This window comes from Bacillus multifaciens (assembly GCF_030756675.1).
Classification (GTDB): Bacteria; Bacillota; Bacilli; order Bacillales; family Bacillaceae_G; genus Bacillus_A; species Bacillus_A multifaciens.
The window spans coordinates 84,040-98,960 of the sequence record NZ_JAVBXD010000006.1 but is presented as its reverse complement, the minus strand read 5'-3'; the positions used below and the strand labels follow the sequence as shown (position 1 = coordinate 98,960).

Here is a 14,921-nt window from a genome sequence, read left to right as displayed (position 1 = left end):
TTCACTAGGAACAAGACCAATTGCAATTTCGATAAAGCTAAGACTAGTGCCGCCTAATCCGTGTAAACAAAAGATTACAGGGTTCTTCTTATTTCCCCATTCTGTAATATGTACATCTATTTTTCCATTGTTAATAAAATAGCGTTTCAAAGTATATTTCCTCCTAAGTATTTTAAATTCGATATTTTTTTGAAAATTTATATAATTAATATTATTATATAATTGAGATGAAAAATAAAGGGGACTGTCCTGTGGAAATTGTATATAATCGAGCAAAATTGCAGTTATTATCTATAAATGATGTACGACCATTGTACGCCATTATTGAAAAATACCCTGATATTTGGACATACTTAATAGCGAAAATGGATTGTTTGGAAGACATGGAAAGATTAGTTGAAGAATCAATAGGAAAGTATAAAAAGGGGGGTGACCTTCCGTTTACTGTAATTGATCAAACGACAAATGAGATTGTGGGAACGACGCGGTTATACAACATATCAAAGGATTGCAAAACAACCGAGCTTGGACATACTTGGTACAGTCCAAGCGTGCAACGTACAAGTGTAAATACAGAGTGCAAATTTATGATGCTTCGCTATGCATTTGAAGAGTTAGGAATGCTACGTGTCCAAATTAAAACAGATGCTCGCAATGAAAAGTCTCAGCGAGCAATTGAAAGACTTGGAGCAGTTAAAGAAGGGATAATGCGAAATGAACGCGAACTTTCAAATGGATATGTGAGGGATGCGGTTGTATATAGTATTATTTCAGAAGATTGGCCAAGTGTAAAAGAGAAATTAGAAAATAAATTAATATGTTATCGGTAAAGGGGGATAAAGGTGCCGTATATAGAAACAGAACGATTAAAAATGATTTCTTTCACATTAGAATTAGTAGAGGCTACAATAAAGGGGACTGAGGAGCTTTCGAAAGTAATACCTTATGAAATTTCTAAGCAGTGGCCTATGCCGGATTATGCGGAAATTTTACCATGGAAAGCGGAGCGGCTACAAGAAAATCCAGAAAGTAGTCAGTGGAGTGGACTTATTATTCATAAAGAGGATCATACAATTATTGGTGATATGGGCTGTAAAGGCGGCCCAGATGTGAATGGTATTGTTGAAATCGGCTATAGTATTGTCCCTGATTACCAAGGAAAAGGATATGCTACAGAGATGGTAAAAGGTCTTGTGCAGTGGTTATTAAATCACCAAAATGTAACGACGATTAAAGCGGAATGTTTAACAAGTAATACTGCTTCTGCGAGAGTGTTGGAAAAATCTGGTTTTTACTGTGTGTTACAGGAAGAACATATGAAATATTGGATTTTGAAATAGTAGATTAAGTGAAATGCCTTCTAATATGTTAGGAGGCATTTTTTCTTACAAAACGATTACGTATTCTATATACTTTTGTTTCATCATTCCATTCTACAGAAAAATTCGCTACAATATAGAAGTTAAGAATTTGAGAGAAATATAAGTTGTTATTATAAATAGATTACTTTTATGACATAAAAACTCCCTTCTTTCAAATGAATTCAAAAAACAAATTGACCGATTATTTGATTTAACGAATTTTTATATAAAGTATGTGTGAAATACGGGGGCTATAAGTTTATGAAGAAAAAAAGAAGTATAAAAATAAGGGTGGTACAGGCACTCTTATTCATACTTGGTTCCATTATTGTATTTGTTAGTTATGCGGCGTATGATATTTGGCATTATCGTTCTAAGACAGATCGAGTTGATACAGATGCGGCAGTTGTGTTAGGCGCGGCTTCTTGGAATGGAAAACCGTCACCGGTACTTCGTGAGAGAATTAATCATGCCATTGCTCTCTATCAAAATGGAAGCATTAAAAAAATTATTTTTACTGGTGGTACGAAGTTTGATACAGAATTAGAAGAAGCGCGTACGTCAAAAATATATGCATTAAAGCATGGTGTGAAGGATGAAGATATTTTAATTGAAACGGAGTCGCGTTTTACAGAAGAGAATTTAAAAAATGCACTTCAGATTGGAAAAGACCACGGCATACAAACGTATACAATTGTAAGTGATCCGCTTCATATGAAACGAGCGATGCAAATTGCTAAGCATCTCGGTATGGATGCATATTCTTCACCAACGCCAACGTCTGCTTACCGCAGCCTAGACACCGAGTTACCGTTCTTTTTTAAAGAGTTATGTTCTTATATTGGTTATATGGCATCCTTACCTGTTCGGTTTTTAAAGGGTGATGAATAAAGGAGATTTCCTAATGTTTTAGGAGATCTTTTTTGTTTAAAACATTGTTTTTCTGTCGGAATAGTGCAACAATTAAGAGGTGGATTAATGTGTTTAAGGAAAAGAATGAGTAAAGTGATAAATTTATAAACAAGATTTTTGTCGTTTATTAACGAAAGAGAACTGTATGCATATAATTTTAGGATGACGTGGAAAGGGTTGATGAAATGGATTTTGTAAGAACGAAAGAGCAACAAAAGCGGCTTAGTGAATTACAACCATATATCACTCTATTTTCAAAGAGAGAGCAGCAGTTAGATAAATTGTATTCATTTCCTTTTGAAAATGTAAAAGATTTAAAAGGAATTGGGTATACATCGTGGACCGTTCCAAAGGACGAAGGTGGTTTAGGAATGTCCTTGTATGATTTTTTATTATGTCAAGAATATATTGCCCAGGGTGATGGTGCGACGGCACTATGTATGGGGTGGCATCTTGGGATTATACATGAACTTTCTGAAAATCATTCATGGGATAAGAAATTGTTTTCTTGGCTTTGTAAGAAGGTTAAGAATGGAGCACTTATAAACAGAGCGGCCACGGAACGAAACACGGGGAGTCCGACAAGAGGAGGAAAACTAGAAACAACAGCAGTACGAAAAGGAGATAATTGGATTATTTCTGGAAGAAAAACATTTACAACAATGGCACCGGTATTAGATTATTTTCTAGTTTCTGCATCTATCGAAGGGACAGAAGAAATAGGAGAATTTCTTGTTCCGCGTACTACAGAGGGTGCCTCAATTGAAGAAACATGGGATTGTGTAGCAATGCGAGGTACAGCAAGTCATGATTTAATTTTGGAACAGGTAGCAGTTCCATATAAATATTTTGTTGAGAAAATTTCTCCGCGTAGTACAGAAAAGAGAAGAGGATGGCTTTTGCACATTCCGGCTTGTTATCTCGGAATTGCAGAGGCGGCGCGGCGGTATGCTTTGCAATTTGCTGCAACATATCAACCGAATAGTTTGAAAGGGCCGATAGCGATGGTACCAAATGTGCAAAGATTAATAGGAGAAATAGAATTAGAGATGATGCAAGTTCGTACTTTTTTATATAGTGTTGCAAAACGCTATGAAGAAGATAAACAGTGTATGCAAGCCGAGATGGCAGCTGTGAAGTATACGGTGACAAATGCAGCGATTTCTATTGTAGATAAGGCGATGCGTATCGTCGGAGCAAGGAGTTTATCTGAAAAAAATCCATTACACCGTTATTATTTGCATGTTCGTGCTGGCCTTCATAATCCTCCAATGGATGATATGACAATTTCGCTATTAGCACAACATGCCTTGCAAGATTTTGGTGATAAAAAATAGGTACTACTTTCCTTTTTCGTATATAATAAAAATGGACAATGTACAAAAAGGAGTTAACAAATGCTAGAAGTCATCGCAACATGTTTAGAAGATGCCAAACGGATTGAGCGTGGCGGTGCGAAACGGATCGAATTAATTACTGCTTTTACTGAAGGTGGTCTTACACCGAGCTATGCGTTAATAAAAAGCGTGATAGCTGCAGTTTCTATTCCGGTGCATGTAATGATACGACCGCATGCTAAGTCTTTCGTATATTCTAATGAAGAAATAGAATTAATGAGAGAAGATATTCGAGTGGTAAAAGAGCTTGGTGCAACTGGTGTTGTATTAGGTGTTTTAAATGAAAAAAATGAAATTGATGAAGAAAAGTTAGCAAAATTACTAGAAGTAACAGAGGGAATGAATGTGACGTTTCACCGCGCAATTGATGAAATGAGGGATTTAATAGGGGCCGTCAAAATATTACGGAAGTTTAAGAAAGTCACACATATTTTAACATCTGGCGGACAAGGAAAAATAGAAGATAACATTTCTGTCTTGCGCCAAATGCACGAAGCAAGTGAAGGACACATAGAAGTGATTGTTGGTAGTGGCGTCACGAAAGAGAATATACAACAATTACTGCATGAAACAGGGACTATACAGGCTCACGTAGGTACAGCGGTGAGAGAGGGAAAATCGTGCTTTGGTGAAATTGTTGTTCAAAATGTACAAGAAATCGCAAAAATGACTAGTTGTTAAAGGAGATAGGGGATAGATGAATAAGAGTGAAATTATGTCATGGGTTAAAAGTATTGCTTTAGCTTTAATTATTGCATTTGTGTGTCGGGCATTTTTATTTACACCATCGCTTGTGCAAGGGGAATCTATGATGCCAACGCTGGAAAACAATGAGAGAATGGTTGTAAATAAAATTGGCTATAGTGTACAAGGGTTAGATCGTTTTGAAATTATCGTCTTTCATGGGAATGAAGGTCATGATTTGGTGAAACGAGTAATTGGATTACCGGGGGACACAATCGAATATAAACACGATGTTTTATATGTAAATGGTAAACCAGTTGCTGAACAATATTTAGATGAATATAAAAAGCAATTATCTGGTGAGGTGTTAACTCCTGATTTTACATTAGAAGGGTTAACTGGGCAAAAAACTGTTCCAAAAGGTTCTGTATTTGTACTAGGAGATAATCGTCAAGTATCAAAAGATAGCCGTGCATTTGGATTTGTTTCTGAAGAACAAATTGTTGGGAAAGGTTCAGTAGTATTTTGGCCATTGCAGCATGCTAGAGCACTATAATCGTTTTTGGAAGGGATCAAAACTCATTTTGAGTTTTGATCTCTTCTTTTATTTTTATCTTGAGAATGTGCAATCAAAATTTATCCCGCATTAACGGGCAGTAATACTCCCACCTCAAAATTAGGTAAAAACATTGTCTAGCTCTAGCGGCTAGAATCTCCGGTCGTTTCACCCCCTCGGACGAGGCAAAAAGCGCCTCTCCGCCCTGTGCGTGGGCGTCCTGCGATTCTGAGCGAGCCGCTTCCGCTTTTCTTAAGAAGTTAGGTGGGAGATAAACTGCCCGTAAAAGCCCGATTGGTGAGGGCTGATAATCAGTGGGGGATGAAGAACCCCCCCACTGATTAAAGTTTCACTTTATAAGGTAGCTGAGAAAACTGAGTAAGGAAATATTTCCAAGTTATTATGAATGCCTGTTATAATGTAAAAAGAATGATACATAGAGGTGAATGTTGTGCAGCATTATGAGGAAGTGCGTTCTATTATTAGAAGTGCCAAGAAAATTACAGTGTTAACCGGAGCAGGTGCAAGTACAGAGAGTGGAATTCCAGACTTTCGATCAGCAAATGGTTTGTACGCAGATGCAAATGTAGAAATGTATTTATCAAGAGGATATTATAATCGAAATCCGAAAGAATTTTGGAAACATTATAAAGCCATTTTTCAAATTGAGACATTCAATCAATATAAACCGAATGAAGGACATGTGTTTCTTGCGCAGTTAGAGCAAGCGGGAAAAGATATTGTATTGTTAACACAAAATATTGATGGCCTTCATCAATTGGGTGGGAGTACACGTGTTATTAATTTACATGGTACGCTTCAATCGGCTCATTGTCCGAAGTGTCGTGCAAAATACAACTTACAATATATGATTGAACATGAAGTGCCGCGTTGTGAAAAATGTAATTTCATTTTGAATCCTGATGTTGTGTTATATGGAGATACATTGCCGCAATTTCAAATGGCAGTTGAAAGATTATATGAAACGGATGTATTACTTGTGATGGGAACGTCGCTGAAAGTACAGCCTGTAGCATCCTTTCCGCAAATCGCAAAACGAGAAATAGGAGCAACAACAATACTTGTTAACAATGAACAAACAGGACAAGAACAATATTTTGATTATGTATTTCATGAAACGATTGGGGAATTTGTGAAGGGAATAGTAGCGGAAAAAGAATAGGTCGAGTAAGTCAACTACCCCTCACTTAAACGCTAACACGTTTTGAAGTGGGGGCTTGAATGTTAAGGGGAATATTGTATATGTTTAAATCGCGTTAAAGAACTATCATAGTTTCAAAAAAGGAGATTTGTTGCAAAGGGGAGAGTAGTTTGGGGAAGAACGAAAGAATATTACTAGAAATAATTAAAAATGCCAATAGTGGAAATCGGTTTATTTTAGGGATAGATGGCTTAAGCCGTTCTGGCAAAACAACACTCGTGAATAAACTCAGTCAAAATATGAAAGAAAAGAACATCCCGTTTCAAGTTTTTCATATTGATGATTATATTTCCCAGCGTGAAAAACGTTATAATACAGGGAATGAGGAATGGTATGAGTATTACAATTTACAATGGGATACGGATTGGTTAAATCAACATTTTTTCAGTAAACTAAAATCCTCTAACCATCTTACTCTTCCTGTTTATAATGATGAATCTGACACACATAGTAAGAAGGAAATTCAGCTTTCTAATGCTTCTGTTATCATAGTAGAAGGTGTTTTTTTACAGCGTAAAGAGTGGAGAAGCTTCTATGATTATGTCGTATATCTAGATTGTCCGAGAAGTAAGAGGTTTCTTCGTGAAAGTGAAGATACTCAAAAGAACATTGCGAAATTTGAAAATAGATATTGGAAGGCTGAAGAATTTTATGTAAATACGGAAGCTCCTGACAAACATGCTGATTTGGTGCTAAAAGGATAAAACAAAACAAACAACGCATTTCGTTTTTCCATGCGTTGTTTGTTTTGTATTAAAAAGCATTATTTTTTTAGTGATAAGCCATAAACAATCGTTTCACTTGGTGTTGTGATTTTAAACCCCGTATTGTAGTCTAGCGTCATAGCATCTCCGATATAATCTTTTGTAAAATCGTCCATTTGAATTACGAGCTGTTCATCTTCAAATACAACATCATTTGCATTGTATTCATCAATGATTAAATCAATGTTTACATAGACAGTACAAGTGTTTCCGATACTTCCTTTTATTCTAACAATGATTTTATCTTCGTTTTGTTGCAATTTCTCTTTTGCTATATTTGTAACGCGAATATTCATATGATCACGTTCCTTTCCTAAACATCTATTTTAACAAAGATACAATAATATATAAATTCATTTTGATTTTTCAATATATTAGTTAATGGTACGCAGAAGAAAAAAGTGATCTATACTTGCTTTCTTCTTTTGTTTTAAACCTTGCATGTGATAGGCTCTAATCGTTTCTATTCGCAGCCAGCTGCTCTCGTTCGTTTAAAAAGAAGGAGTTTTTAACTTGTATATTGAGAGTTACACAAGAAATCCTATCAACAAAAGTTGATAGGGTTTGATTATTAAAGCTCACATTTATCTAATGGGATTACTTTTGTTTTCTTTGTAAATTTATAACCTAACCAAAGTATTAAGAAAAGAGGTAAGCCTATATACGAAACGAGTACACCGTTCCAATCAATAGATTCTCCCATAAATGCACCGTAGTTCTGACCAAGGACAACGATTAAGCATAATACAAATGCAAAGATAGGGCCGAATGGGAACCATTTTGCTTTATAAGGTAAGTCATTTAAGTCTTTTCCTTGTGCAATGTATGCTTTGCGGAAACGATAGTGACTAATGGCAATTCCGATCCAAGCGATGAAACCTGACATACCAGAGGCATTTAATAGCCACACATAGACAACGCCATCACCGAATAAAGAAGCTAAGAAAGCAGCAGATCCAACTAATGATGTTGCAAGCAACGCATTTACTGGTACACCGCGACTATTTAATTTTCCTAAAAACTTCGGTGCTTTGCCTTGGTTTGCTAAATCCCAAAGCATACGTGCTGATGCATACATACCAGAGTTACCAGCGGATAAAACAGCTGTTAAAATAACGGCGTTCATTACTGATGCTGCAAAGGCAATGCCTGCTTTATCGAATATAAGTGTAAATGGACTTACTGTTACATCGCTTGCTGCAAGGTTTTCGTTTGTATACGGGATTAATAAGCCAATTACGAGAATCGCAAAAATATAGAACAATAGAATTCGCCAAAAGATGCTGCGAATTGCTTTTGGAATGTTGCGCTGTGGATCTTCAGTTTCACCAGCCGCAACTCCTAATAATTCTGTTCCTTGGAACGAGAATCCAGCTGCCATAAACACACCGATGATTGCCATGAAGCCGCCGTTAAACGGTGCATCTGCAACTGTGAAGTTTTTAAAACCAACAGGCTCTCCGCCCATAATACCGAAAATCATAAGAAATCCGACGATTAAAAAGGCAATAACAGTTACAACTTTAATAAGTGCAAACCAATATTCCGCTTCCCCAAAGCCTTTAACAGATAAATAGTTTAAAAGGAACATAATAGCTAAACAAATTCCACTCCAAAGTAGGGAAGGTGTATTTGGAAACCAAAACTTCATAATTAATGTGACTGCAGAGAGTTCAGCAGCAATGGTAATGGCCCAGTTATACCAGTAGTTCCAACCTAATGCAAATCCAAGCGATGGATCAACAAATCTGGTTGCATAGGTGCTAAATGATCCTGCTACAGGCATGTAGGATGCTAATTCAGCTAAGCTTGTCATTAAAAAATATACCATAATACCAATTGCAGCATAGGCGACGAGTGCACCACCAGGACCAGCTGTGTGGACAACACCACCGCTTGCTAGGAATAAACCTGTTCCAATTGTACCACCAAGAGAGATCATTGTAAGATGGCGAGATTTCAATCCGCGTCGTAGTTCATTATTTGATTGAGCAGATTGATTTGTAGCTGTAGAGGTAACGTTAGTAGTTGCGCCGTTCATGTTCAACACTCCTTTTCTAGTAAGATAGGAAGGAGCGGGGGGAATTAAAAAAACCGCCAAAGGACTTTAGCGGAGCAATTCAAAAATAGCCACCCCATCATACCTTCCGTTAAGATAGCGCCCCACGTTTACACGGTAATTTTGTAAACGTGACAGTTCTGTTCCTATTCGAAAACAGCCCCAGCATATACTTCCAGAGAAGAAGTATAAACTTCGGCAACTTTTCCTTTCAGCTAGAGTTATTGACGTTCTCCGCGTCTCGTCTAGATTACTAATAAAAGTCGCAACCTCTACCTCATCGGATTGATGAGGATTTTTCTATTACTATGATTTTTAATATATGGCAATTGTAATGATTTTCTGAATATATTGCAAGGATTTTCTTATAGAAATAAATGGCTATTTAAGAAAAGCGCTTTCAAAATTCGTCCCGTTCCTAATAAATATGTATAAAGCAATCCTTTGATAAAAAAGGTTATACAATGGTTTCGCATTATGTTTCGAAAAATCCTTTAAAATTAATAGAAAATTCAGATAAATATTTTTCGACAATCATATAAAGAAATTTGCTTTAAGTTAATATTAGAATTGAAAAGAATAATTGAAAAATTATACACTAAATGGAAAAGGTAAGGGTGGTGAGGAGATGTTCCAGTTTGATCATCTTGTCCATGTAGTTCATTGCTCTCCAGCTGAGGCAATAAATCAGATGAAAATACATGGATTTCATGTCGTTCAGGGGGGAGAGCATACAAATTGGGGGACACATAATAGTTTATGTTATTTCGATTTAGCGTATATTGAATTTTTAGCAGTGCAAAATCAAGAGATAGCAAACCGAACAAAGAATCCTCTTATTAGGCAAGTTGTTCATAAGTTGAAAACAGGAGAGGGAATGCTTCAAATTGCACTGCGGACTGAACGCATGGAAGAGTTTGCTGAGAAACTGAGGGAAAAAGGATTTCATACAAACGGTCTATTGGAAGGGAAACGTATGAGGGATGACGGAACACTCTTAAGCTGGAAAATGTTATTTATTGAACAAGAAAAAGAAGGTCCTAGATTTCCATTTTTCATTGAGTGGGGCGAATCGGATGAAAGAAGAAGGGATGATTTACAGAAAAAAGGAGTAATCTCGCCCCATAGCAATAACATAATTGGCATGAAAACAGTGTTTTATGCTGTAACGAATTTAAATGAAACAAGCAAACGATGGGAAGATTTACTGCAAATAGAAATGAGTCCACCGAGAATAAATAAAGAGTTGAATGCGATCTCTCAAAGTTTTTCATTAGGAGAAATCACCATTCAATTTTGTGAACCGATAGGGAGTGGGATAGTTCAGAATCAATTAAAAAATTATGGTGAATCGCCATTTGCGATAGAGTTTCAAGGAGATAAGGAGAAAAAGAGTGTATATCATATACGAAATGGTATGTACATATTTTAGGAAGAATTAAGGTGAAAGAAAATTACCCAGAAGTACAGTAAGTTTCTGTACTTCTGGGTAATTTGGAAAAGAACAAAAGGTAGATCGTCCTATATAAATAATTTACATGAGTTTTATTGCATAGAGAGATGGTAGAAATAATTTCATGTATGAGACGACTTAATCGCCTGTTGTAAGCGCGAGACTCCTTCAGCAATGTGGTTTATATCTACCTTTCCATACGATAGACGAATATAACCATCTCTTGCGCCAAAAATACTGCCGGGCATAAAAGCAACTTGTTGTTTTATGCTTTGCATTATCAACTGTTTTTCATTAATCGTTTGCTGTAATTTCCCCCATATATAAATTCCACCTGTTGGCAATGAAAATGAGAGTTCTTCTTTGAGTGAATGTTGCAGTGCATCTGCTAGAATATTTCTTTTTTGGATTAATTCAGACCGTAATTGCTGTAAATGTGTTTTGAACGGAACAGTTTCAAAAAATTGTTGCATAAGCCATTGCGGAAAAATACTTAAGCCCAATTCCATTTGATGCCGTGCATCTGCTAACCGCTCCACAACAGATTGCGGAGCAACGAGCCAACCAATTCGCAAACCTGGTGCTATCATTTTTGATAGAGAATGAACATAAATGACTGTTCCGTTCGTATCAATTGATTTTAAGGTTGCACATGCTTGTTCTTTCTTTTCTAATGAAAGTAAGCTAGACGGATCATCTTCAACAATCGCAATGCGTAGATCTGCGCATAAAGATAAAAGAGTTTCTCTTCTTTTCGGGTGTAGGAGCGTTCCGGTTGGATTTTGGTAATTTGGATTTAAGAAAATCATTTTAATTCGATGCTTACGATAGAGCTCTTCTACATCATCGGGATTAATCCCGTGTTCATCAACAGGTAACGGGAAAATTCGAATGCCTGCAGATTGAAAAAGAGGCAACGAATAACAATGTGATGGACTTTCAAATGCTACCGCATCACCTGGATTTAATAAACATTGGACAATAAGATGCAGTGCTTGTTGGGCGCCTGAAGTAATCATAATGGATTGTTCAGTTGCATCAATTTGTAAATGCTCCTTCATATATGTAGCTACAGCTTGTCGTAAAGGAAGATAGCCTTGTGGATGATCATAACTTAACGATTGCGTTAATGATTGTTCGCGTAATATCGTTTGTAATTGTTGGTGCGGGAACAAATCGCATCCGAGTTCTCCGTTTGCAAAATCAATGATATTGTCATTTTGCTGTACTTGTTCACGAATGTAACGAAGGAGCGGTAAATTAGGCAAAAATGTCCCGCCCTCTACAAACCCTCTCCAATTTGGCGTGAACTTTGGAGATACACCCCACATATGTGTGCTTACACGCGTCCCTTTTCCTGTTGTACTTTCAACAATTCCCATTGCGCGTAGTTCATTATAAGCTGTTGTAATTGTACTTCGATTCACCTGAAGCTGCTCTGCTAGTTTACGTTCTGACGGAAGAAAACTGCCAGGTGGCAGTTCTCCATATAAAATACGTCTCTCAATAAAATCAACAACTTGTTGATAGATTGGGATTTTACTATCAGTATCTAATGTCCATTTCATTTGTCCCGTCTCCTTGTTACTTTATTATCACCATTATAGCAAATTGGCTGGGTAAAAAAACAGCCAATTGGATGGTGTTACATCGGGCCAATTTTACTATGCTAAATGAGGAAAGGAGAGGTTTTGATGAAACAAAGGCAAATGGAAGTGCTCCTGATGTTAGTTGCATTAGTATGGGGAGCGAACTATACGATAGGAAAATATGGGGTGGCATATATGTCGTCCGTTCAATTTAATAGTATGCGTTTTTTAATTGCATCTCCAGTTTTGTTACTAATTACTTTTATTATGGAACGTTCGTTACGTATAGAGAAGAAAGACTGGCTCAGACTATTGGTAGTTGGTATTGTTGGGACAACTATATATCAGACACTATTTATGCTCTCAGTAAAATATACATCTGCGACGAATGCTTCATTATTAATTGCAATGTCACCAATTTTTACGGGGATTTTAGCGGTATTGCATAAACAAGAACGCTTTTCTCTAAAAATACAAATCGGATCATTACTATCTTTTAGCGGTGCAGCACTTGTTTTATTAACTGGAAATACAAATCAGTCTACATATGAATACGCATGGATTGGCAATATAATTGGGTTGGTTGCGTCAATTGCGTGGGGCTGGTATCCAATTCTAGCACAGCCGCTTATTACGAAATATTCCGCGATGCGAGTAACTGCTTGGTCGACTTTATTAGGAATTGTTCCGTTAGTTATATACTGTTTTATAAATGTCGACTCGTTAACATGGACAACTGACATGTTAAGCTGGGGATCATTAGGTTACTCTATTGTTTTTGCGACAATTTTTGGACTTGCAATGTGGTACGTTGGAATTAGTAAAAATGGTTCAACAAAAGTAATGGTTTATATGTATCTTGTTCCGTTATTTGCTGTAATATTTGCGGCTGTAACGATAGGCGAACAAGTAAATATTATGCAGTTGTTCGGTGGATTTGTAATTTTCGCTGGGTTATATGTTGTCAAAAAAGGAACAGTGAAAAAGCCAGCATTGAATTTAAAAAAGGTAAGTTAGTTTGGAAATGGACTACACCGTGAGAGGTGTGGTCATTTTTATTTGCATAATAAGACTGCTTGCTTCACAGCCCATTGTTGATGATCGTGAACAAGCAAACGCTGTGCTTCAGATGAAGAAACCCAATGCAGGATATATTCATCTTCTTTTGGAACATGTGTTTTTCGTATTTTGTTACATATGTAAAAAAATCCATCATTTAAATAATAAACATCTTCTTTTTCAGCATAAAAATAACGCTCAGCATTTCCAATATAGTGCAGCACTTTAATTTCCCAGCCTAATTCTTCTAGTAGTTCACGGTGTAAGCAGCTTTCTTTTGTTTCACCATTTTCTATTCCACCGCCAGGCAAAAAGTAACGTATTCCTTTTTGGATAACGGCTATTTTACTAGTATTTTCTTTAAAAATAATTGCATAAGAGCTTGGGCGTGAGATGTATTCTATATGCTGTTTTTTCTTGCCAAAAGAAGGCTTTTTGTACATGTTTTTCACCTAATTTCATTTGTTTTAATCCAATTATCTCATATGAATCTACGAAAATGAATTTTTAAGTTAAACAGGAAAATGTATCTCAATATTTAATAATATATAAGTATTACAGGAAAAAGAGAGGGTATGACATATGCACGTTAGAAAAATTAGACCTGAGGATTATACTACACTTCATTCTGTTATTAATGATTGGTGGGGCGGAAGACAGATGGCAGATATGCTGCCAAAGCTCTTTTTTGTTCATTTTCAAGAAACTAGTTTTATTGTTGAAAAAGACAATGAAATTGCAGGGTTTTTATGTGGTTTTTTCTCGCAAACTTTTAAAGATGAAGCGTATGTTCATTTCATTAGTGTAAATCCGAAATTTAGAAGACAAGGGATTGCGTCGATATTGTATTCCAGCTTTTTTGAGGCAGTTCGTTCCAATGGGCGTCACGTTGTAAAGGCGATAACATCTCCGGTTAACAAAAAGTCAATTCAATTTCACCGTGAGATCGGATTTGAAATTGAAAGAGGAGATGCTGAAATAGATGGAGTGTCTGTACATTCAAACTATGATGGAAAAAGTGGAAGCCGAGTATTATTTGTAAAGCATATATAAATGATGTAAGCAGCAAAACGATATAAAATTGTTCTGCTGCTTTTTGGTTGTGAAATTATTGGAAAAAATCTATAAATTTCTTATAATGGAATTTGTGGCTTTTGATTTGTTAGTTAAGTATAGGGGGGATAGGGATGGATATTGTTTTTACTGAAAACGGAAAACGATTTAATTATCGCGTTGCAGCAGTATGTATTGAAAAGGGACAGGTTCTTCTTCATCGCGGGAAGGGAGACAATTATTGGTGTTTACCTGGTGGACGAGTTCAAATGCTTGAGAGTAGTGAGTCTGCCCTTAAAAGAGAGCTTCAAGAAGAATTAGAAGCGAATGCAAATGTAAAACGATTAATATGGATTGTTGAGAAGTTTTTTACTTATGATAATCATGAGTTTCATGAAATTGGGTTTTACTATGAAACGCATTTAGAAGATTGCTCAATTCCGAAAACGGGTTCTTTTATAAGAGAAGATGGAGGACGAGAGTTTGAATTCCAGTGGGTTCCGCTGGAGGAGTTACATCTTTTTAATACGCAACCTGCATTTTTAACGACAAAACTTAAACATTTACCAGAGTGCGTAGAGCATATAGTAACAAACTGAAAAAAGACGGATTTGCACCGTCTTTTTTAAATTATTTTTTCTTTTGATAGTTATATAACGTATTCGTTTCTGTTTTGAACTGCTGAAGAAGGGTATTATCTTCTTCAGCACCATATCTAGCAGTACTATACGCTGTTATAATAATGTCTGATTGAATCCTTATGTCTTCTTCTATACGAAGTCTTTCCATCCATTGTTCCACTGTCTCACCAC

The 14,921-nt window shown here is 36.3% G+C and carries 17 protein-coding genes, 1 pseudogene and 1 riboswitch; of the genes and pseudogenes, 12 read left to right on the top strand and 6 right to left on the bottom strand.

The window, feature by feature from the left end; all coding sequences use genetic code 11:
• Positions 1-21: 21 nt before the first annotated feature.
• A pseudogene (locus tag Q9306_RS06305) lies at positions 22-150 on the bottom strand (alpha/beta hydrolase); the annotation flags it as partial.
• A 101-nt stretch (positions 151-251) separates the two neighbouring features.
• Here Q9306_RS06305 and Q9306_RS06300 point away from each other — a divergent pair.
• The 8 genes from Q9306_RS06300 to Q9306_RS06265 all read left to right on the top strand — a co-directional run bounded on the left by Q9306_RS06300 (position 252) and on the right by Q9306_RS06265 (position 6,836).
• The gene (locus Q9306_RS06300; protein WP_306196401.1) at positions 252-830 is read left to right on the top strand and encodes a GNAT family N-acetyltransferase; all 579 of its coding nucleotides are present in this window, start codon (positions 252-254) and stop codon (positions 828-830) included.
• 12 nt (positions 831-842) lie between these two features.
• Positions 843-1,340, top strand: a complete 498-nt coding sequence (locus Q9306_RS06295; protein ID WP_306196399.1) for a GNAT family N-acetyltransferase — start codon at positions 843-845, stop codon at positions 1,338-1,340.
• A 282-nt stretch (positions 1,341-1,622) separates the two neighbouring features.
• The gene (locus tag Q9306_RS06290) at positions 1,623-2,252 is read left to right on the top strand and encodes a YdcF family protein (protein ID WP_306196397.1); all 630 of its coding nucleotides are present in this window, start codon (positions 1,623-1,625) and stop codon (positions 2,250-2,252) included.
• A 206-nt stretch (positions 2,253-2,458) separates the two neighbouring features.
• Positions 2,459-3,610, top strand: coding sequence for an acyl-CoA dehydrogenase family protein (locus Q9306_RS06285; RefSeq protein ID WP_306196395.1), 1,152 nt, complete (start codon positions 2,459-2,461; stop codon positions 3,608-3,610).
• 60 nt (positions 3,611-3,670) lie between these two features.
• Complete coding sequence (locus Q9306_RS06280) at positions 3,671-4,351, top strand: copper homeostasis protein CutC (protein ID WP_306196394.1); 681 nt, start codon at positions 3,671-3,673, stop codon at positions 4,349-4,351.
• 16 nt (positions 4,352-4,367) lie between these two features.
• Positions 4,368-4,910, top strand: coding sequence for a signal peptidase I (lepB, locus tag Q9306_RS06275; RefSeq protein WP_306196392.1), 543 nt, complete (start codon positions 4,368-4,370; stop codon positions 4,908-4,910).
• Positions 4,911-5,361: 451 nt separating this feature from the next.
• The gene (locus Q9306_RS06270) at positions 5,362-6,093 is read left to right on the top strand and encodes an NAD-dependent protein deacylase (protein WP_306196390.1); all 732 of its coding nucleotides are present in this window, start codon (positions 5,362-5,364) and stop codon (positions 6,091-6,093) included.
• 149 nt (positions 6,094-6,242) lie between these two features.
• Positions 6,243-6,836 carry a kinase gene (locus tag Q9306_RS06265; protein WP_306196388.1) on the top strand — a complete coding sequence of 198 codons (594 nt, stop codon included), beginning with the start codon at positions 6,243-6,245 and terminating at the stop codon, positions 6,834-6,836.
• Between the two features lie 59 nt (positions 6,837-6,895).
• On the opposite strand, the gene Q9306_RS06260 is transcribed toward Q9306_RS06265, so the two are convergent.
• Both Q9306_RS06260 and Q9306_RS06255 read right to left on the bottom strand, forming a co-directional pair.
• Positions 6,896-7,192, bottom strand: coding sequence for an iron-sulfur cluster biosynthesis family protein (locus tag Q9306_RS06260; protein ID WP_306196386.1), 297 nt, complete (start codon positions 7,190-7,192; stop codon positions 6,896-6,898).
• Positions 7,193-7,467: 275 nt separating this feature from the next.
• The gene (locus Q9306_RS06255) at positions 7,468-8,937 is read right to left on the bottom strand and encodes an amino acid permease (protein WP_306196384.1); all 1,470 of its coding nucleotides are present in this window, start codon (positions 8,935-8,937) and stop codon (positions 7,468-7,470) included.
• A 107-nt stretch (positions 8,938-9,044) separates the two neighbouring features.
• A riboswitch (Lysine riboswitch) is annotated at positions 9,045-9,238 on the bottom strand.
• A gap of 345 nt (positions 9,239-9,583) precedes the next feature.
• Between Q9306_RS06255 and Q9306_RS06250 the strand changes: the two genes are divergently transcribed.
• Positions 9,584-10,387, top strand: a complete 804-nt coding sequence (locus Q9306_RS06250) for a VOC family protein (RefSeq protein WP_306196382.1) — start codon at positions 9,584-9,586, stop codon at positions 10,385-10,387.
• A 143-nt stretch (positions 10,388-10,530) separates the two neighbouring features.
• On the opposite strand, the gene pdxR is transcribed toward Q9306_RS06250, so the two are convergent.
• Positions 10,531-11,976, bottom strand: coding sequence for a MocR-like pyridoxine biosynthesis transcription factor PdxR (gene pdxR / locus Q9306_RS06245; RefSeq protein ID WP_306196380.1), 1,446 nt, complete (start codon positions 11,974-11,976; stop codon positions 10,531-10,533).
• Between the two features lie 126 nt (positions 11,977-12,102).
• Between pdxR and Q9306_RS06240 the strand changes: the two genes are divergently transcribed.
• Positions 12,103-13,014 (top strand): DMT family transporter, encoded by a 912-nt coding sequence (locus Q9306_RS06240; protein ID WP_306196379.1) that lies wholly within the window; start codon positions 12,103-12,105, stop codon positions 13,012-13,014.
• 38 nt (positions 13,015-13,052) lie between these two features.
• Here Q9306_RS06240 and Q9306_RS06235 read toward each other — a convergent pair whose 3' ends face one another.
• The gene (locus Q9306_RS06235; RefSeq protein ID WP_306196377.1) at positions 13,053-13,499 is read right to left on the bottom strand and encodes an NUDIX hydrolase; all 447 of its coding nucleotides are present in this window, start codon (positions 13,497-13,499) and stop codon (positions 13,053-13,055) included.
• A gap of 139 nt (positions 13,500-13,638) precedes the next feature.
• Here Q9306_RS06235 and Q9306_RS06230 point away from each other — a divergent pair, with 139 nt between their 5' ends.
• The gene (locus Q9306_RS06230; protein WP_306196374.1) at positions 13,639-14,109 is read left to right on the top strand and encodes a GNAT family N-acetyltransferase; all 471 of its coding nucleotides are present in this window, start codon (positions 13,639-13,641) and stop codon (positions 14,107-14,109) included.
• 134 nt (positions 14,110-14,243) lie between these two features.
• Positions 14,244-14,708, top strand: a complete 465-nt coding sequence (locus tag Q9306_RS06225) for an NUDIX hydrolase (protein WP_306196372.1) — start codon at positions 14,244-14,246, stop codon at positions 14,706-14,708.
• A 31-nt stretch (positions 14,709-14,739) separates the two neighbouring features.
• Here Q9306_RS06225 and Q9306_RS06220 read toward each other — a convergent pair whose 3' ends face one another.
• Positions 14,740-14,910 (bottom strand): hypothetical protein, encoded by a 171-nt coding sequence (locus Q9306_RS06220; protein WP_306196370.1) that lies wholly within the window; start codon positions 14,908-14,910, stop codon positions 14,740-14,742.
• Positions 14,911-14,921 lie beyond the last annotated feature (11 nt).